This window comes from Rhodococcus sp. I2R, assembly GCF_020889545.1.
GTDB lineage: Bacteria > Actinomycetota > Actinomycetes > Mycobacteriales > Mycobacteriaceae > Rhodococcoides.
Map to the genome: position 1 here is coordinate 30,467 of NZ_JAHUTG010000007.1, position 18,540 is coordinate 49,006.

At 64.2% G+C, this 18,540-nt stretch carries 14 protein-coding genes; 5 read left to right on the forward strand and 9 right to left on the reverse strand.

The features are described 5' to 3' along the window. Position 1: 1 nt before the first annotated feature. The 3 genes from KVY23_RS08795 to KVY23_RS08805 form a co-directional block, all read right to left on the reverse strand. Positions 2–739, reverse strand: a complete 738-nt coding sequence (locus KVY23_RS08795) for a sulfite exporter TauE/SafE family protein (RefSeq protein WP_230556110.1) — start codon at positions 737–739, stop codon at positions 2–4. 36 nt (positions 740–775) lie between these two features. Beyond that, positions 776–2,413, reverse strand: a complete 1,638-nt coding sequence (locus tag KVY23_RS08800) for an NTF2-like N-terminal transpeptidase domain-containing protein (RefSeq protein WP_230556111.1) — start codon at positions 2,411–2,413, stop codon at positions 776–778. Between the two features lie 121 nt (positions 2,414–2,534). After that, positions 2,535–4,358, reverse strand: a complete 1,824-nt coding sequence (locus tag KVY23_RS08805; protein ID WP_206510498.1) for a penicillin-binding transpeptidase domain-containing protein — start codon at positions 4,356–4,358, stop codon at positions 2,535–2,537. A 180-nt stretch (positions 4,359–4,538) separates the two neighbouring features. On the opposite strand from KVY23_RS08805, the gene KVY23_RS08810 reads away from it, so the two are divergent. Genes KVY23_RS08810 through KVY23_RS08820 form a run of 3 tightly spaced genes read left to right on the forward strand, consistent with a single transcriptional unit; the run spans position 4,539 to position 8,670 of the window. After that, positions 4,539–6,086: an ABC-F family ATP-binding cassette domain-containing protein gene (locus KVY23_RS08810; RefSeq protein ID WP_230556112.1), complete on the forward strand. Its 1,548-nt coding sequence runs from the start codon at positions 4,539–4,541 to the stop codon at positions 6,084–6,086. A gap of 36 nt (positions 6,087–6,122) precedes the next feature. Continuing rightward, positions 6,123–7,817 (forward strand): SulP family inorganic anion transporter, encoded by a 1,695-nt coding sequence (locus tag KVY23_RS08815; RefSeq protein WP_230556113.1) that lies wholly within the window; start codon positions 6,123–6,125, stop codon positions 7,815–7,817. A 40-nt stretch (positions 7,818–7,857) separates the two neighbouring features. Next, on the forward strand, positions 7,858–8,670 hold the full coding sequence (locus tag KVY23_RS08820) for an alpha/beta fold hydrolase (protein ID WP_230556114.1): 813 nt from the start codon (positions 7,858–7,860) through the stop codon (positions 8,668–8,670). A gap of 18 nt (positions 8,671–8,688) precedes the next feature. Here KVY23_RS08820 and KVY23_RS08825 read toward each other — a convergent pair whose 3' ends face one another. The 6 genes from KVY23_RS08825 to KVY23_RS08850 all read right to left on the reverse strand — a co-directional run bounded on the left by KVY23_RS08825 (position 8,689) and on the right by KVY23_RS08850 (position 15,897). After that, entirely contained in the window at positions 8,689–10,377 is a 1,689-nt protein-coding gene (locus tag KVY23_RS08825) for an AMP-binding protein (protein WP_230556115.1), read from the reverse strand. Between the two features lie 163 nt (positions 10,378–10,540). After that, complete coding sequence (locus KVY23_RS08830; protein WP_230556116.1) at positions 10,541–11,641, reverse strand: ABC transporter ATP-binding protein; 1,101 nt, start codon at positions 11,639–11,641, stop codon at positions 10,541–10,543. Between the two features lie 14 nt (positions 11,642–11,655). Then, the gene (locus KVY23_RS08835) at positions 11,656–12,495 is read right to left on the reverse strand and encodes a carbohydrate ABC transporter permease (protein ID WP_230556117.1); all 840 of its coding nucleotides are present in this window, start codon (positions 12,493–12,495) and stop codon (positions 11,656–11,658) included. Further along, on the reverse strand, positions 12,495–13,445 hold the full coding sequence (locus KVY23_RS08840; protein WP_206510482.1) for a carbohydrate ABC transporter permease: 951 nt from the start codon (positions 13,443–13,445) through the stop codon (positions 12,495–12,497). The genes KVY23_RS08835 and KVY23_RS08840 overlap by 1 nt, the downstream gene beginning before the upstream one ends. Further along, complete coding sequence (locus KVY23_RS08845) at positions 13,442–14,794, reverse strand: sugar ABC transporter substrate-binding protein (RefSeq protein WP_075837803.1); 1,353 nt, start codon at positions 14,792–14,794, stop codon at positions 13,442–13,444. Before KVY23_RS08845 ends, KVY23_RS08840 begins: the two co-directional genes overlap by 4 nt. Then, a complete protein-coding gene (locus KVY23_RS08850; protein WP_230556266.1) occupies positions 14,791–15,897 on the reverse strand; it encodes a sugar-binding transcriptional regulator in 1,107 nt (368 codons plus the stop codon). Before KVY23_RS08850 ends, KVY23_RS08845 begins: the two co-directional genes overlap by 4 nt. 115 nt (positions 15,898–16,012) lie before the next feature. Between KVY23_RS08850 and KVY23_RS08855 the strand changes: the two genes are divergently transcribed. Together KVY23_RS08855 and KVY23_RS08860 are read left to right on the forward strand one after the other, a co-directional pair. Continuing rightward, positions 16,013–17,029, forward strand: coding sequence for an NAD(P)-dependent alcohol dehydrogenase (locus tag KVY23_RS08855; protein ID WP_230556267.1), 1,017 nt, complete (start codon positions 16,013–16,015; stop codon positions 17,027–17,029). Further along, complete coding sequence (locus tag KVY23_RS08860) at positions 17,026–18,513, forward strand: mannitol dehydrogenase family protein (RefSeq protein ID WP_230556118.1); 1,488 nt, start codon at positions 17,026–17,028, stop codon at positions 18,511–18,513. The genes KVY23_RS08855 and KVY23_RS08860 overlap by 4 nt, the downstream gene beginning before the upstream one ends. Positions 18,514–18,540: the final 27 nt, after the last annotated feature.

An 18,540-nucleotide genomic window follows, 5' to 3' on the forward strand; every position in this document is an offset into this window, starting at 1 on the left:
TTCACGCGAACTGCAGCCAGGCAGCGAGTCCGAGACCGAGAAATACGACGGCAAGGCGCAGAAAATTCGGCGGAATGACCTTCACCACCGGGGGTCCGGAGTACCCGCCGACGAATGCGCCGATCGCCAGAGCAAGGGCCGCCAACCAGTTCACGTCACCGGAGAAGGCAAAGAAGATCGCCGCGACGAGATTGGCGATCCCCAACAGGAAGCTCTTGAGGATGCTTGCACGCCAAATGGAGTCGGACGTGCAGATCAACGCCAGCGCCAGGAAGATCACTCCTGCCCCGGCGCCGAAGTAGCCGCCGTACACCGCCACGAAGAACAGGGCGACAGGATAGAGCGTCGGAAACTTCCTGGTCCCGGCGAAGTTTCGCAATCTGGGCTGCAGCAGTAGCGCGATGGCAGCGAATGCCACAAGAAACGGGACCACCGCTTCGAACGACCCGGCAGGCGCGGTGAGCAGCACGATCGCGCCGACCAGACCACCGACCGCCGATACGATCCCCACGCGAATCAGCTGCCTGCCGTCCTTGGCGATCTCGCTCGACGCATTGGTCGTCGCCCCGACACCCGCCGCGACCAGAGCGACCGTATTGGTGACGTTCGCGGCGACGGGACTCAGACCCGCAGCGAGCAGCGCGGGATAGGACACCAGTGAGGCCAAACCCGTCACGAATCCGACGAGGCCGGCGAAGAATCCGGCGACGACGAGGAGTCCGAATGCGAGCAGGGTCACGAGGGCTAAAGCTACCCCGCGTGCGTTGGCGGTCGCCTACTCGGTACTGCCCGAGGCGATCTCGTCGAGCAGCTTGGTGCTCATCCGCACCGCCTGGTCGTCGTCACCCGCGTCCTCGATGTACACGGCGAACGCGAGGTCGTCACGGCTGCCGATGAACCACCTGTCGTCGACGCTGGCGCCGGCGAACCCAGCGAGACCGGCGTAGCCGCCCAGTCCACGATCGTGCGACGAGTTCTGCAGCAGTGTCCGCAGATTCGCCAGCGCAGCCGGCGCCACAGTGCCGGGATCGGTGTCCGGCGCGGCCGGCTGGCCGACGACGATGGACGGAACCGGTGCGGCTCCCCGGGCGATCGTGGCGCCCAACTGGGCGAGTCCGAATGGTGTTACCGACAATTCGGACGTTTCGTTGCCGACGGTTCGGATCCGCTCGACGGCACTGTTGCCCGACGGGACCGATCCGGTGTGCGCGTCGAGGCCCGGCATCGCATAGTTCACACCCAATCCGACGCCGGACGCGTCGACGCCGCCGGCCGCCAGCAGATCCGACAGCGAACCCGCCGGGTACATCGCCGAGAACGCGATCTGTCCCTGCTCGTTTGCGTAACTGTTCTGCGCGACGGCGACGATGGCGCCGGTGGACGGGGCGATGGCGACGATCGAGGCGGCCGTCCCGACGCTCACCACGGCTTCCTCCGCCGCGAGTTGGATACGTGGATCGAGGGTGGCGTGCAGGTCCGGCCCTCCCGGGCCCTGGAAGCCCGCCTGACGCGTCAGCGACCCGTCGCCGTTCACCACATCGACGGCCCAACCTGCGGTGGCGTCGCGATTCTGCTGCCACGCCGAGCGGAGGGAGTCGAGCAGAGGTGAGGTGATGCGGCGATCGCCCGCGATCAGCTTCGGTGTCTGTGTGACGACGACACCGGGAATCGCCCGCAGATCGTCCTCGAGCACTGCGAAATCGTCGTCTCGGAGGTTGACGGCGAGGATCGAGTTCCCGGCGGATGCGGCCAGCTCGGACAGCATCGAGTCGGCGGTGATCAGTGGGGCAACGACGTCGATCACGTCCGCGAGCTGCGCTGCCGAGGCAGCTGGATCCGGCGTCTGGGCGGGGTCGAGCAGAATGGCGTTGATGGTGCGTTCGTTCATGAGAACGTTCTGCGCGGCATCGAACACGAGCGGCGGCGCGGCGTCGGTGCGGACGTAGCTCACCGAATTGTCGGGGAGCAGATCGGGAGCGAGAACATCGGGTTCCCACGAGATTCGCCACCCAACGCTGAGCTTCTTCGCGCTGCCCCGCGTCGAGTACTGCCAGTCCTTGCCCTCGCCGAAATTCCAATCCGAGTCCAACGTGAAGAATCCGGACTCGTCGCTGAGGTCGACGAACTGCCCGAGCTCGAATTCACTCGTCGACGCCCCATCGGCGGCCAAGCCGTCGAACATCTGCGTCAGGCTCGCGGCCGCGGCATTGGGATACGTCGTCATCGCGGCAGCAGCTGCGATGTCGCGCTTGTTGAGAGCGTCGACGAAGGCAGCGGCCATGTTCTCGGCCTCGCTCTGCGGTTCCTCCATCGTCCACAGCGCCATGGTGCTGGTCAGGGCCAAACTGGCGCCCACTGCAACCACGTATCGACCGCGAATTCGACCGCCGACCGAATGCCTCACACGACTCATGATCACAATGTTCACTGTTGTCACACCAGTAACAAGCACGGGAGCCCTACGCTACGGTCACGATTGCGCTACGCCGGGCCCGGCCGACTAGCGCAGGAGTGGAGCCTGCGGAATGACCCGGTTAGCGCAGGAAGCGTCCGGCCGCTTCGAGGGCGGGGGCCGAGCTCTGTCCGCCCGCGACGAACACTGCGAACGCGAGATCGCCTTGAATCCCGATGAACCAGCCGTGGGCTCCCTCGTTGTTCAGGCCGAACTCCGCGGTGCCTGTCTTGCCGAGCAGATCGGGGATGTCCTGCAGTTGGGTCGCAGTTCCGGAGGTGACGGTTTCACGCATCATCATGCGGATCTGCTCGGCCACCTGAGGGTCGACGGGTTCCGGGGTGGTGTCGCCGGTGCCGGGTTGGCCGTCGATGAGCGTCGGCGCGTTGAGGGCGCCTGCGGCGATGGACGACGCGACGAGGGCCATTCCGAACGGGGATGCCGTCACCTGCCCCTGACCTATTGCCCATTCGACGCGCTGCGCCGGGGTCTCGGCGGATGGGACGTTGCCGGTGACGGTGGTGAGGCCGGGCGTCACGTAGTCGACGCCGAGTCCGTACCGCAGTGCGGACTGGGCGAGGGCGTCGGCGGGGAGTCCTGCGCCGAGCCGTCCCATCGTCGTGTTGCACGATGCCGCGAAGGCTGTTCGGAGCGGGACCTCGCCGAGGTCGAAGTTGTCGTCGTTGGGAATCTGTCGGCCTTCGATGTTCTCGGTGCTCGGGCACGGTAGAACAGTGTCCGGGGTGGCGATGCCCGCTTCGAGCGCGGCCGATGTCGTCACGGTCTTGAAGGTCGAGCCCGGCGGGTAGAGGCCGGTCAGGGCGATGTCGCCCTGCGCGTCGGCTGCGTTGTTCTGGGCAACGGCCAGCACCTCACCGGTCGACGGCTGCAGCGCCACGATCGCGGCCTGCTGCCCCAGTGGCGCCAACGCCTCGTCGGCCTTGCGTTGGAGTTCGGCGTCGAGCGTGGTGGCGATGTCGGGCGCTGGGCTCGCGTCGACTCCGGCCAGTCGATCGGCGCTTCCGTCTGCTGCCACCGACTGGATCGCCCAGCCCTTGTTCTCGTCGATTCGCTGCTGCCACACGTCGGCGACGCCGTTCAGCGCAGGCGAGCTGAGCTCGGAGTCGGCGGTCAGCAGCCGCGTCTGCGGGGCCAGGGTGACGCCGGGGACTTGGGTCAGCTGTGCGGCGATCGGATCGATGTCCGATTGGCGGAGGGTGACCACTGTCGTGGTGTTGCCCTGCGCTGCGGCTTGGTTCGATGCGATCGATTCGGCCGTGATGCCGGGGACGATCGGGGTGATGTACGCCGCCACCGTTGCGGCATCAGCGGTGGAATCGACGTTGACCAGTGTGACGACCTGCTGCGACATCAGTTCGACACCCGCTCGGTCGAACACCTTGGGGGTCACGAGCGCGTCCGTTGCTGTGTACCGAATCGAGGAGTCGGCGGCCAGTCCCGGCGCCAGAATGGACGGGTTCCACTCGATGCGCCAACCCTGGTCGGTCTCGATGGCCGTGCCGGTGGTGTCGTACTGCCACTGCTTGGGCTCGCCGTCGGGCTCTTCCGTTCCGTCGGTCGTGGTCGAGAACCGCCACGTCCCGTCGAGATTCACCGTCCCCGTTTCCTCCGATGTGGAGTCGACGGCGAAGTCGGGAGTTGCGGTGACGGTGCCACCGGCGCTGAGCCCGTCGTAAAGCCCCGTCAACGCTGCGGAGGCCGCTGCGGGGTCGGTGGTGAGGGCGGCCGCGGCATCGGCTGCGCCGCTGTTGATGGCGTCGACGAACTGCTCGGCGGTGGTCTGCGGCTGGGCCGGGCCCTGATCACCACAGCCTGCGAGGACGAGCGCCACTACAGCGGCGATGGCCGATACCGACTTCTTCGACGTGTGCACGAACACGATCATGCCCGAAGAGTCACCTGCGGCGCACGTAGGTGAAAGCGGTTGCGTCCGCGATTGACAGGGGGTTAACCTGGATTCTGTCTTGTTGTCGAGGAGATTCGGAGAGGCCATTGCTCATTCAGAGGTTCTGACGCCTGCACTTGCGTAGATCGACTGCGCGCACGCACACCTCTGGGAGCAACTATGTCTACTTCTCTGCGCATATCCGACCTCGACTTCACCTGGCCCGACGGTGACCAGGTTTTCGACGGCCTGAATGCCGTTTTTCATTCCGGAACAACGGGTCTCGTCGGTTCGAACGGCGCGGGCAAATCCACTCTGCTGAGATCGATCACCGGCGAACTGGCACCGCAGCGTGGTTCCATCACCATTCCGGGGCGCTTGGGCTACCTACCGCAGGACATTGCACTGCGACCGGGCAGACGCGTCGATGAGATACTGCGCCTACGCGAGCTTCGGAACGCGTTGCACCGCATCGAATCCGGCGAAGGAACCGAGCACGACTTCACCGAGGTCGGCACCGATTGGGACGCCGAGGATCGCGCCGTGGCCTTGATGGACAAACTCGGGCTCGGGCACATCGTCGCCGACCGCGACGATCTCGATCGCGTCGTCGGCACCCTGTCCGGCGGCGAATCGATGTTGCTCGCCCTCACGGCCGAGTTGCTCGCCGAGCCCGAGGTGCTGTTGCTCGACGAACCGACGAACAACCTCGATCTGCACGCACGTGCCCGCCTGCACCAGGCCCTACAGGCTTTTCCGGGCGTAGCAATCGTGTGCAGTCACGATCTCGAGCTGTTGGACGGGGTGGACACCATCGCCGAACTGAGAGCAGAACGAGGCGGGCCGAGCGAGCTGCGGATGTTCGGCGGCAACTACGAGCACTACCGGAGCGTCATCGACGCCGAACAAGACGCCGCGCGGGCGGCACTGCACGACGCCAAGAACGACGTTCGCAAGCAGGAACGCGAATTGATCGACACTCGAACGAAATTGGACCGTCGGCTCCGATACGGGAAGAAGATGGCCGAGCAGAAACGGGAACCGAAGATCGTCATGGGCTTGCGTAAGAGGTCGGCGCAGGTGTCGGCGGGCAAGCTCCGCAACACCCACCTCGAGAAGGTCGACGACGCGCAAGCGGCGCTCGAGACTGCCGAGGGTCGGTTGCGAGAGGATCGCCAGATTCGTATCGACTTACCGGCCACGAAAGTGCATGCCGGGCAGGAGGTCGCCGGACCGGAAGCACTGCAGATCGTAGGCCCGGAGCGCATCGCGTTGATCGGACCGAACGGCAGCGGGAAGACGACACTGCTCGGAAATATCCACGCCTCGGAACCTGCGACGGCATGGCAGTACCTGCCGCAGCGGCTCGACGTGTTCGATGAAACACGCACCGTCGCCGAGAACGTTGCGGATGTCGCCCCAACGGCATCCAACGAACGAATACGTGCCCAACTGGCGCGCTTCCTCTTTCGCGGCAGCGACGCAGACGCGGTCGTATCGACATTGTCGGGCGGCGAACGACTGCGGGCGGCGCTGGCCTGCATTCTGCTTGCGGATCCGGCGCCGAAACTGCTCCTGCTCGACGAGCCGACCAACAACCTCGATGTGCCCGGCAAGGAACACCTCACCGAAGCGTTGGCGAGCTACGAGGGCGCACTCGTCGTTGCCAGCCATGACCTACCGTTCCTTCGCGCCCTGCAGCCGACCAGGTGGATAGAGCTCCAATAGAGCTCGGCTGCGGCATTCGGCTGTAGGCTTCCGGAGGTGTCCTGGACGGGAAGCGTCGGCCGGCTGCCGGGAATTGTGGTGGCCCGTACCTACCGCCGTGAGTGGTTGCGAAACGACATCACGGCGGGTCTCGTGCTCACCGCCCTGCTCATCCCGGCAGGCATGGGTTACGCGCAGGCGGCAGGTTTGCCCGCCTATGCGGGGCTGTACGCCACTATCGTGCCGCTACTCGTCTATGCCGTAGTCGGACCGTCCAGAATCCTGGTCCTCGGCCCGGATTCGTCGCTCGCTCCGCTCATCGCCGCAGCAATAGCACCGCTGGCCGTGACCGATGATCCCCAAACTGCGATGGCGCTGGCCGGTGTCCTCGGTGTCCTCGTCGGCATCATCCTGCTCGCCGGCGGCTATCTCCGGCTCGGATTCGTGACCGAACTGCTCTCCAAGCCCATCCGGCTCGGCTATCTCAACGCGATCGCCCTCATCGTCGTCGTCGGTCAGATACCCAAGTTGCTCGGATTCACCGTGGACGCGTCCGGTGTTCTCGGACAGATCGCCGACGTCGCGCAATCGCTGTGGGCGCGCGAGTTCGATCCGATCGCCGCGGCCGTCGGTTTCGGATCACTTGCCGTGATCGTGCTGTTTCGCAGACTGTTTCGCAGCATCCCAGGAATTCTGGTGGCCGTAGTGGGCGCCATGATCGTCTCGGCAGTCTTCGATCTCACCGACGACATCTCCATGGTCGGGGCAATTCCCAGCGGACTGCCGCTACCGTCCTTCTCCGGTGTCGACTGGGGCGACGTCGGACATCTCATCGCCCCGGCGGCCGCTATCGCGTTGATCGCCTTCGCCGATACGGGCGTGCTGTCCCGTACGTTCGCGGCCCGGCACAATCACGTCGTCGACGGCAGCACCGAGATGAAAGCCATCGGCGTGTCCAACCTGGCGAGCGGACTGTTCGGCGGATTCCCCATCTCTGCCAGCGGTTCACGAACCCCTGTGGCCGAACAGAACGGCGCCCAAACGCAGTTGGCGAGCGTGGTGGGCGCGCTCGCTGTGCTGGTCTTCGTCCTCGCCGCTCCAGGCGTCACCACCTACCTGCCCGACGCGACGCTCGGAGCGGTGGTCATCGTAGCCGCGACGGCACTGATAGACCTCCGCGGACTGGTCCGCATGTGGCACATGAGCCGCATCGAATTCGGGCTCGCCGCAGCAGCATTCCTCGGGGTCACCCTTGTCGGGGTGCTTCAGGGCATCGTCGTCGCGATCGGGTTGTCCTTCGCCGCTGTGATCGCGCGGGCGTGGCAGCCGTACCGCACAGAGCTCGTCCGCACGGCCGACCGCCCCGGGTACCACGATATCGAGCGCCACCCGGACGGGCAGCGTATTCCTGGCCTGGCAGTGGTGCGGTTCGACGCCCCGTTGTTCTTCGCGAACGGAACCATCTTCGACCGGTACATCCGCTCCGTGGTGCATCACCAACCAACCCCAGCGGAGTGGGTGGTCATCGCCGCGGAACCCATCACCGGCCTCGACACCACCGCGGTCGACCAGCTCGTCGAGCTCGACCGGTATCTGAAGGATCAGGGGATTCGACTTGTATTCGCAGAAATGAAGGGCCCGATCAAAGACCGACTGATCCGTTTCGGCGCGGCCGGCAGCTTCGATACCTCGCGTTTCTACCCCACCGTCGAAACTGCCGTCGACGCGTTTCAGCAACGGGCTCATCAGTGATGATCGCGTACGGCGACTGGGATCGTCCACACTGGATGGCATGGACTACGCAACCAACCCGTCCGACGGCGTCCGAATCGGCTATCAGGTAGTCGGATCCGGCCCTCCACTGATGCTGGTACACGGGAGTCTGTTGACCCATGTGATCTGGCGAACCTTCGGCTACGCCAAAGTGCTACGACCGAACAGGACGCTGATCTTGGTCGACATGCGCGGGCACGGTCGAAGCGACAAACCCCACGAGGTCGACGCATATTCGATGAGCTCCATGGTCGGTGATCTCACCGCCGTCCTCGATGCGGTCGGCGTCGAGAAGGTCGACTACTGGGGCTACTCCTTCGGCGCGAGGGCCGGGCTGACGCTGACCGCGCACGCACCCGAACGCGTGAACAGCCTGATTGCCGGCGGAGGTTCGCACGGTTCGCAGGCCGGTGCGTTCGATCGACTGTTCTTCCCCGGTTGCGCGGACGTGCTGGCGGAGCGGGGAATGGACGGGTTCATCACCGAATGGAACGAGCATCGGATGTTCCCGGTCGACGACGCGACCCGGGCTGCGTTCGCTGCGAACGACACCGACGCCATGGCCGCCTACTTCCGCGCATCCGACGCCGAGCCCGGCCTCCCCGACGACGCCCTACGCGGCTTCGATCTGCCGTGCCTGTTCTACGTCGGGTCGGAGGACCGAGAACGGCTCGCCGCCGGGCGTGCCGCCGCGGACCTCGTACCCGGTGCGCAGTTCCACCTCATCGAAGGATTCGACCACTCGACCACGCCCGCCGCAAGCGAGGAGGTGTTGGGCGTCGTGACGCCGTTCCTGGGCCGCCACTCCCCCTATGTGAGCGGAAATACATAGCAGGACACGTACTTCCACTCACATACGGAGACGCTCGAACTGGTCGTCGCGAAACTCTTCGGACAACACCTGACCGGAGTCCTCACGCGCGCGAAGTTCCACGCGTCGAATTTTGCCGGAGATGGTCTTGGGCAGCTCGAAGAACTCGAGGCGGCGCACACGCAGATACGGCGCCAGATGCTCACGCGCATACTTGAGGATCTCGAATGCCGTGTCCTCGTTCGGTTCCCACCCGGCGGCGAGCGCAACATAAGCCTTGGGCACAGCCAGGCGTGTCTCGTCGGGAGCAGGTACGACGGCTGCCTCCGCCACGGCCGGATGCTCGATCAACACACTCTCGAGCTCGAACGGCGACACCTTGTAATCCGAGGCCTTGAACACGTCGTCGGTGCGACCCACGTAGGTGATGTAACCGTTCTCGTCTCGCGAGGCAACGTCGCCGGTGTGGTAGTAACCGCCCGCCATCACCTGCTTGTTGCGTTCGGCGTCGTCGAGGTACCCGGTCATCAAGTTGAACGGCTTCACCGTCAGGTCGAGACAGATCTCGCCCTCATCGGCCAGCTCACCCGTCACCGGATCGACGATGACGACCGGTACGCCCGGCAGCGGCCGTCCCATCGAACCGAACTTCAACTCACTACCCGGCGTATTCGCTACCAGAGCAGTGGTTTCCGTCTGCCCGAAACCGTCACGGATATTGAGGCCCCACAGCTTCTGAACATGGGAGATGACCTCCGGGTTGAGTGGCTCACCCGCACCGATCGCCTCGCGCAACGCGCCCTTGCCACCGGAGATGTCAGCCTGGATGAGCATGCGCCACACCGTCGGCGGCGCACAGAACGTTGTCACCTCGGCCCGACGGATCTGCTCGAGAAGGGCTGCGGCGTCGAAACGCGTGTAGTTGTAGACGAAGATCGTGGCCTCGGCGATCCACGGCGCGAAGAAGCAACTCCATGCGTGCTTGGCCCAGCCGGGTGAGCTGATGTTGAGGTGCACGTCGCCCGGTTCGACGCCGAGGAAGTACATAGTGGTGAGGTGCCCGACGGGGTACGACACATGCGTGTGCTCGACGAGTTTGGGCTTGCTGGTCGTTCCCGAGGTGAAGTACAGGAGCAGGCGATCGTCGGGCGCGGTCACTGTCTCGAAGGGCTGCGCGTCCAGCATCTCGTAGGCCGCCCGGTAGTCCATCCAGCCCTCGGATTCGCCGACCGAGATCCTCAGATAGTCGCCGGGGACGTCGTCGAACTTGGGCGCATCGGCGGGATTGACGATGACGGCCTTCGCCTGGCCGCGTTGCACGCGATCGGTGAGATCCGCGGAGCCGATTGCGGTGGTCGTCGGCATCAGCACGGCGCCGAGCTTCATCACTGCGAGCATCGACTCCCACAGTTCCACCTGGTTTCCGAGCATCAACATCACCGAGTCACCGCGACCGATGCCCAGGGATTCCAACCAGCGCGCTACCTGATCGGACCGATGCGCGACGGCATCGAAGCTGTACTTGCCCTCCGACCCGTCCTCCTCGACGATCCAGAGCGCGGTGGCGTCGTTGCCGCGGGCAATGGCGTCGAACCAGTCGATGGCCCAGTTGAAGCGGTCGCCGAGTTCGGGCCATTCGAAGGTGGACACGGCCGTGTCGTAGTCTCCGTTGGCATCGAGCAGCGCGTCGCGAGCGCCCTTGAATGCCGTGAAAGCCGATCCGGCCATGATTCCTCCTGCGCGAGCTTCTCGTGATGCGTGTCACCGTCGACGCTAGGGAGGTTCTCCAGTGGCCGCTACCCCCGAAAGGGGGGGTCCGCGCCTTCGGCCGCATGTGAGTGAAAATACGTGTCGGGCTATGGATTTCCACTCACATGCGGCGGAGCCGCCTTTAGATCCGATCCCCGGACTCCGGGTGGAACAGGTGCACCGGCCCGTCGAGCTTGGTGAGGCTGATGCTCTCCCCGATTTTCGCGGGAGCGCGGACGGCCGAACGGGCGACAAGAGCGACCGGTCCACCGTCGAGCCCCTTGACCTTCGGGTCGTCGAGGTGGGCGTACACGTAGGACTCACTGCCGAGTTCCTCGATGAGGTCGACCTGCGCTGCGAAGCCCGCACCGTGCTCGATACCCAACTGCTCGGGGCGCAGTCCGATGGTGACGGTGTCGAGCCCCGCGCTCGCCAGCTTGGTCATCACCTCACGTTCGAGCGGGAGTGTCGCGTCGCCGATCTGCACCCCACCCGACCCGATCGGTACCGTCATCAGGTTCATCGCGGGTGAACCGATGAAGCCCGCGACGAATGCGTTGACGGGGTTGTCGTAGAGCTCGGTCGGGCTGGCGAACTGCTGCAACTTGCCGCCGCGCAGCACTGCAACGCGGTCACCCATGGTCATAGCCTCGACCTGATCGTGCGTGACGTACACGGTGGTGGTGCCGAGCCGACGCTGTAGTGCCGCTATCTGCGTGCGGGTCTGCACGCGCAGCTTTGCGTCGAGATTCGACAGGGGCTCATCCATGCAGAACACCTGCGGCTCGCGCACGATCGCACGGCCCATCGCGACGCGCTGCCGCTGACCACCGGAAAGCTTGCCGGGCTTGCGGTCGAGAAACTCGGTCAAGTCGAGAATCTCCGCTGCCTGCGCGACCTTCTTCTTCCGCTCCTCGGTGGAGACCCCGCGCATCTTGAGGGCGAATCCCATGTTCTCCCCGACGGTCTTGTTGGGGTAGAGCGCGTAGTTCTGAAACACCATCGCGATGTCTCGGTCTTTCGACGGGACTCCGACCATGTTCTTGCCACCGATCTCGATGGCACCGCCGTCGATGTCCTCGAGGCCGGCGAGCATGCGTAGCGCGGTGGACTTGCCGGAGCCCGAGGGCCCGACGAGAACTACGAATTCACCGTCCTGGATGTCGAGGTCGAGCGAGTCGACGGCCAGCTTGTCGGCGCCCTCGTAGACGCACGATGCCTTCTTGTAAGTGATTGCAGCCATTGCGATTCTCCTGATTACTTGATGGCACCGAAGGACAGTCCGCGCACAAGCTTGTTCTGCGCGATCCAGCCGGCCAGGACGACGGGGAGTGCTGCGAGCGTCGCAGCGGCGGACAGACGGGCCCAGTACAGGCCTTCACCGGTGATGAATCCGACGAGTGCCACCGGAATCGTTTGTGCTTGAACGGCGGTGAGGTTGACCGCGAAGAAGAACTCGTTCCACGAGAAGATGGTGCAAATCAGCGCGGTCGCTGCGATACCTGGCGAGACCAGCGGAAGTATCACCTCGCGCACCGAAGTCCACAGCGATGCACCGTCCATGCTGGCAGCTTCGAGTAGCTCGCTGGGGACTTCGAGGAAGAACGATCGCATCATCCACACTGCGATGGGCAGGTTCATCGCCGTGTACAGCACGATGAGGGCCCAGATGTTGTCGAGCAGGCCGATGTCGCCGACGATGACGTACAGCGGGACGATCACGGCGACCACCGGGAGCATCTTGGTGGAGATGAAGAAGAACAGCACGTCCTTCGTCTTCTTCACCGGGCGAAGCGAGAGCGCGAACGCAGCCGGAATTCCCAGCAGCAGAACGAGGATGGTCGAGACGATCGTCGCGAACGCCGAGTTCATCAACGCCGTACCGATACCGCTGGAGAGGACCGCGCGGTACTGATCGAGCGTCGGGGTGAAAAACAGCTTCGGTGGGTCGGAGTAGGCGTCGGCCTCTTGCTTGAATCCGGTGAGGACCATCCACAGCACCGGGAAGAAGAACCCGAGCCCGAGGATCCAGGCCAGCACCGTCCAGATGGTGCCTGTGCCGAACTTTTTCTTCTTGTGCATAACCGGGGTACTCATCAGGCTGCCTCCTCGTTCCCGCTGAAGCTCTTGAAGATCAATCGGAGCGCGAGCGTGCTGACGAGGATCGTTGCGATCACGGTCACCACACCCATCGCGGCGGCCTGACCGATATCGAAGCCGAGGAACGCGCGCTGGTAGATGTAGAAGGGAAGGTTGGCGCTCGCCACGCCCGGTCCGCCGGAGGTCATCATGTAGACGGCATCGAAGGTGTTGACGAGGTAGATCGCACCGAGCACGGCCCCGAGTTCGATGAATCGACGCAGGTGCGGGAGCGTCAGTTCACGGAAAAGCGAGAAGGCACTGGCACCGTCGACGCGAGCCGCTTCGGCGATGTCCTTGGGCATCGATTGCAGCCCGGCGAGGATCAACAGCATCATGAACGGCGTCCACTGCCAGATGAGGTTGGTCATGACGGCAGCGAGCGGAAAGCGTGAGACCCAGTCGATCTGCTCGACACCGAACGGGCTGAGCACGAAATTGATCAGGCCGAAGACCGGATCGAACATCGCCGTCTTCCAGATCAGCGCACCCGCCACCGGAGTGACGAGGAACGGTGTGATCAGCAGTGTCCGGATGAGGCTGCGTCCGATGAACTTACGGTCGAGTAGCAGCGCCAGCATCAGGCCCAGTATCACCGAGATGATGACGGTGCCCACGATCATGATGACCGTGTTCAGTGCCACCTCACGGAACTGACTGTCCCGGAAGACGTCCACGTAGTTGTTGAGCCAGTTGAACTCTTGCGATCCCGGGCGTACGAGGTTCCAGGACTGTGTCGAGTAGTAGAGCGTGAAGAGAAACGGAATCTGTGTGACGAGAATGAGAAAGATCAACGCCGGAAGCAGTGGGCCTCGCCGACGCCACCCTTCGGCTTTGGAGATCGTCCGAGATCGCGGTACGAACTCGTCGGATCCGGCGTCCGTCGACCGGACTTCTGTGGTGGTCATCCCTGGCCCTCCTGGTACGTCTTGCCGACCACTTCGGCGTATTGCTGCGCTTGCGCGAGCGCGTCCTGGACGCTGATTCGTCCTGCCACTGCTGCACTGATCTGCTGACTCACCCGCGTACCCAGGTCCTGGAACTCGGGGATCGTCAAGAACTGCACGCCGGTGTAGGGCACCGGGTCCACGGTCGGATTGTTGGGATCTGCGCCCTCGATGGATTCGAGAGTGAGCGGGCCGAATGCGGTTGCTGCCTCGGCGTATTCCGGTATCTCGTAAGTGGACACGCGGCTACCCGGTGGCACACGCTCCCAGCCGAGCTCGTTGCCGACCTTCTCGAGGTATTCCTTGCTGGTCATCCAGGACACGAACTTCCAGGCCTCGTCTGGATTCTCGGTCGTTTTCGGGATCCCGAGTGCCCACGAATACAGCCACCCGTTGTCACCCTTGACCGCGCTCGGCGCCTTCGCATAACCGATCTGGCCGACGACGTTGCTGGCGCTGGGATCCTCGAGGACCGAGACCGCCGAGGTGGCGTCGTACCACATCGCAGTGTTGCCCTGCGAGAGCTGCGTCGCGCATTCGCTGAAGCCACTGGTCGCGGCTCCCGGCTGGCCGTGTTCGCGCACGGTGTCGACGTAGAACTGCACGGCCTCCTGCACCTGGGGGCTGTCGAGCTGGGCGTTCCAGTCCTCGTCGTACCACCGGCCGCCGAAAGCGTTGATGACGGTGTTCAATGGCGCGAGAACTTCACCCCAACCTGGCTTTCCGCGAAGACAAATGCCCGAAACATCGGGGCTGTCGAGTGTCGCCGCGGCATCAGCGACCTCCTCCCAAGTCGGCTCCTCGGGCATCTCGATGCCTGCCGCCTCCATGAGGTCCTTGCGGTACATCAGGAACGAGGACTCACCGTAGAACGGCACCGCATACATGCTGCCCTCGTATGACAGCGAATCCTTGAGCGTCGGAATGAAGTCGTCCTCGTCGTAACCGGGTGTGGCGTCGGCGTACTCGGACAGGTTGGTGAGCCAACCGTTCTCGGCCCACTGCGGTGTCTCGAAGTTGCTGATCATGACGACGTCGAACTCGCCGCCACCGGTCGCAACCGAGGCGGTGATCTTCGCGCGGGCCTCGTTCTCCGAGAGCGAGACGAACTTCAGATTGATGCCAGGGTTGTCGGCCTCGAACGACGGCGCAAGCGAAATGGCATCGGCCATCTGCGAGTTCGACACGATGGCCACGGTGATCGTGGTGCCGTCACCACCGCCTCCGAACGATCCCGCTCCCGCGCAACCGGACAGCACCAAAGTCGTCGCGAGCGAGGCCGCGACAGCTACTTTCGGTAATTTGCTCACTTGAATTGCTCTCCATTCTGGGTCGTTCCTGCGGGCTCCACTCCCAGCCCCTTCTGGGTCGTTCCCGGCCCCTTCTGGGTCGTTCCTGCGGGCTCCACTCCCGGTCCCTTCTGCGCCGTCAACCAACGCGCGCTTTCGATATCGGTGACCAGAACGGAGGCGAACCCACCGCGCAGCGCACCGAGCATGGCCTGATGTTTCTTGCGGCCACCGGAGATCAGGATGGCTCCCGCGCAGGCGCGAATGGCATCGAGTTCGACCGACACCGTCCGAGACGGAAGGGAGCCGGCGGTGGGCGTGCCGTCGATCGAGAAGAACCTGCCGCCGATCTCACCCACGGCACCGAGACGATGCAACTCCTCGAGGACATCGGTGTCGATGAAACTGCCTTCGAACAAGGTGGTGGAGGTGGAAACGGGACCGAGGCCGTAGATCATGACATCGGCCTCGGTCCCGGCTTTGAGGGCGCGTGAAACCACCGAATCCTGATGCAGGGCAGTCACCGTTGCTGGATCGGCGTACAGGGGCGCGTTGAGTCGGACCGGCCTCGCCTGCAGGTATTCAGCGCACCTCCCGAGTGTGTATTCGACGCCGGTCTGGTAGTTGGCCGAGCTCATCGAGCCGTCGAGCTGAACAACCTGCGCGCATTTCGCCCCGCGTGTTTTCAGCGAATGGGCGACGGCCACCGTTTCGGGACCCCAGGTGAAACCGAGGGTGTCGGTGGCGTCGAGCCTGCGGGTCAGCATCGCGGCTGCGGCACGACCGAGCGAGCCATATCCGGTGTCGGTTCCGTCGACGACGTCCGGGACGACGAACACCTCGGTGAGGCCGTACAGCATCTCGAGTTCCTGCTCGATGTCGGCGTGCACGGTGCCCTGGACCTCGTCGGGGACGTTGATCTCGATGGAGACCAGCCCCAGTGCACGCGCCTTGGCAATCAGGCGTCCCGCCGTCGGACGCGAGACTCCGAGCTTGGCAGCGATGTGGGCCTGCGTTGCGCCCTCGAGGTGGTACATCGAGGCCGCCCTGAGCGCGAGCCGCAGGTCGTCGGTTGTTTTCGACGATCGCTGCGGGCCCTGAAGCTCTGGAACCGCTGCAAACAATGCCACTCCTCAGTTGTGAGCAGATGCTCATGCTGTGTTCTTCTGCTCAATAAGCTAGCATTCAGGTGTGATCTACACAACACACATCCCCTCGGAGTTACCGGTGCCACTGACGATGGCGGCCAGCGTCCTCAGCGGACCTAAGGAAATCCGCCTCGAAGAACGCCGGGTACCCACACCGGCCTCTGACGAGGTCCTGATTCGGGTAACAGCTGTCGGTGTATGCGGATCTGATGCTCACTATTACCGCGAAGGACGCATCGGTGACCACGTCGTCACCGGTCCGCTCGTCCTCGGACACGAGGCTGCGGGAATCGTCGTCGCGGTGGGCGCCGACGTCGACCCCGGTCGCGTCGGTCAACGCGTCTCGATCGAGCCTCAGCGCCCGGACCCCACCAGCGCACAGTCCCGGGCCGGCCGATACAACCTGTGCCCGGCAATGGAGTTCTTCGCGACACCCCCGATCGACGGTGCGCTCGCCGAGTACGTCGTCATCCAATCCGTCTTCGCGCACTCGGTTCCCGACGAGATCTCCGACGAGGCGGCCGCGTTGTTCGAGCCGCTCTCGGTGGGGATCGCCTCCGTTCAGAAGGCTCGGATCAGCCCCGGGTCGAGTGTGCTCATCGCTGGGGCAGGCCCAGTCGGCCTGGTCACCGCTCAGGTCGCGCGCGCATTCGGTGCGACGGAGGTGATAGTCAGTGACATCGACGAGTCCCGACGCGCCAACGCCTCGACGTTCGGCGCGACGCGCGTCGTCGATCCGGCCGTCGAGGACACCCGGGCTCTCGACGTCGATGCCTTCATCGACGCGTCCGGGGCGCCGCGGGCCGTCGTCGACGGCATCCACGCCGTCCGCCCCGCCGGTACCGTGGTCCTCGTCGGCATGGGCGCCTCCGACTATCCGCTGCCGATCTCGGTGATCCAGAACCGCGAACTGATCGTGACGGGCGTGTTCCGATATGCCAACACGTGGCCGATCGCGCGCGAACTGGTGCTGGCCGGTCTCGTCGACCTCGACGCCATGGTCACCGCACGGTTCGATCTGGCCCACGTCGAGGACGCGTTGAACGCCGACAGAACGCCGGGCAGCATCAAAGCTGTTGTCACACTGCCGAAGGAGACCAACGCATGAAGTTGAACTCGCACACCCTCGACGATTTCATCGAGGACGTGGCGGTCCCCACCTACGATCGCTCCGAGGTGAAGGTGGGCATCGTGCACTTCGGTGTCGGCGGGTTCCACCGTGCCCACCAGGCGATGTACGTGGATCGTCTACTGCAACAGGGTGAGGCGATGGACTGGGGCATCTGCGGTGTCGGGGTTCTGCCCGGGGATCGAAAGATGAAGGACGTCATGGACGCCCAGGACTGCCTCTTCACCCTGGCCCTCAAGCACTCCGACGGCACCTGGGACACCCGGGTGATCGGCTCGATCGTCGAGTATCTGTTCGCGCCGGACGACGCCGAGGCTGTCATCGAGAAGATGGCCGCCGAGACCACGAGGATCGTCTCGCTCACCATCACCGAGGGCGGATACAACTTCTCGGCTACGACAGGCGAGTTCGACGCGTCCAATCCGGCGGTCGTCGCCGATTTGGAAGACGGGGCGGTTCCGACAACGACGTTCGGACTGGTGATCGCTGCGTTGGCGCGGCGTCGTGAACGTGGTCTGAAGCCGTTCACCATAATGTCGTGCGACAACATCGAGGGCAACGGCCACATCGCGCAGTCGACGTTCACTGCCTTTGCACAGCTGAAGGATACGTCGCTGGCCGAGTGGATTTCTGCTGAGGGCGCATTCCCCAACTCGATGGTCGACCGCATCACCCCGGTCACCACACCCGAGGTGATGCTGGAGCTGAAGGACCGTTATGCAATCGATGACCACTGGCCCGTGGCAGGGGAGCCGTTCACACAGTGGGTGCTCGAGGACGCTTTCACTCTGGGTCGCCCCCCGTTGGAACACGTCGGCGTGCAGGTGGTCGAGGACGTCACGCCGTACGAGCTGATGAAGCTTCGACTGCTCAACGCCAGCCATCAGGCTCTATGCTACTTCGGCTACCTCAGCGGTTACCGCCTGGTGCACGAGGTGGCGCAGGATCGCTCGTTCGCGCAGTTCTTGTTGGCGTACATGGACAACGAGGCGACCCCGACGCTGCAGGCCGTGCCGGGAATCGACCTGGACGAGTACAAGAGGACGCTGATCGAACGCTTCTCCAATCCCGAGATTCGCGATACGGTCGCGCGGCTCTGCTCGGAATCCTCCGATCGAATCCCGAAGTGGCTGCTTCCCGTCATCCGCACCAATCTCGAAACCGGCGGGGAAATAGCACTTTCCACCGCCGTCGTCGCCAGTTGGGCACGCTACGCCGAGGGCGTCGACGAGCAGGGCGAGCCGATCGAGATCGTCGACCAGTTGAAAGACACCCTCGTTCCGCTGGCGCGGAAGCAGCACGAGGACCCGACGGCGTTCATCGCCAACCGATCGGTCTTCGGCGACCTCGTCGACAACGACAGATTCGTCGCCGAGTACACCAAGCAGCTGAAGTCTCTGCACGACAACGGTGCCCGGTCGACGCTGGAGGCGCTGCTCGCGCATGTGAGTGGAAATACATAGCAGGCTATGTATTTCCACTCACATGTG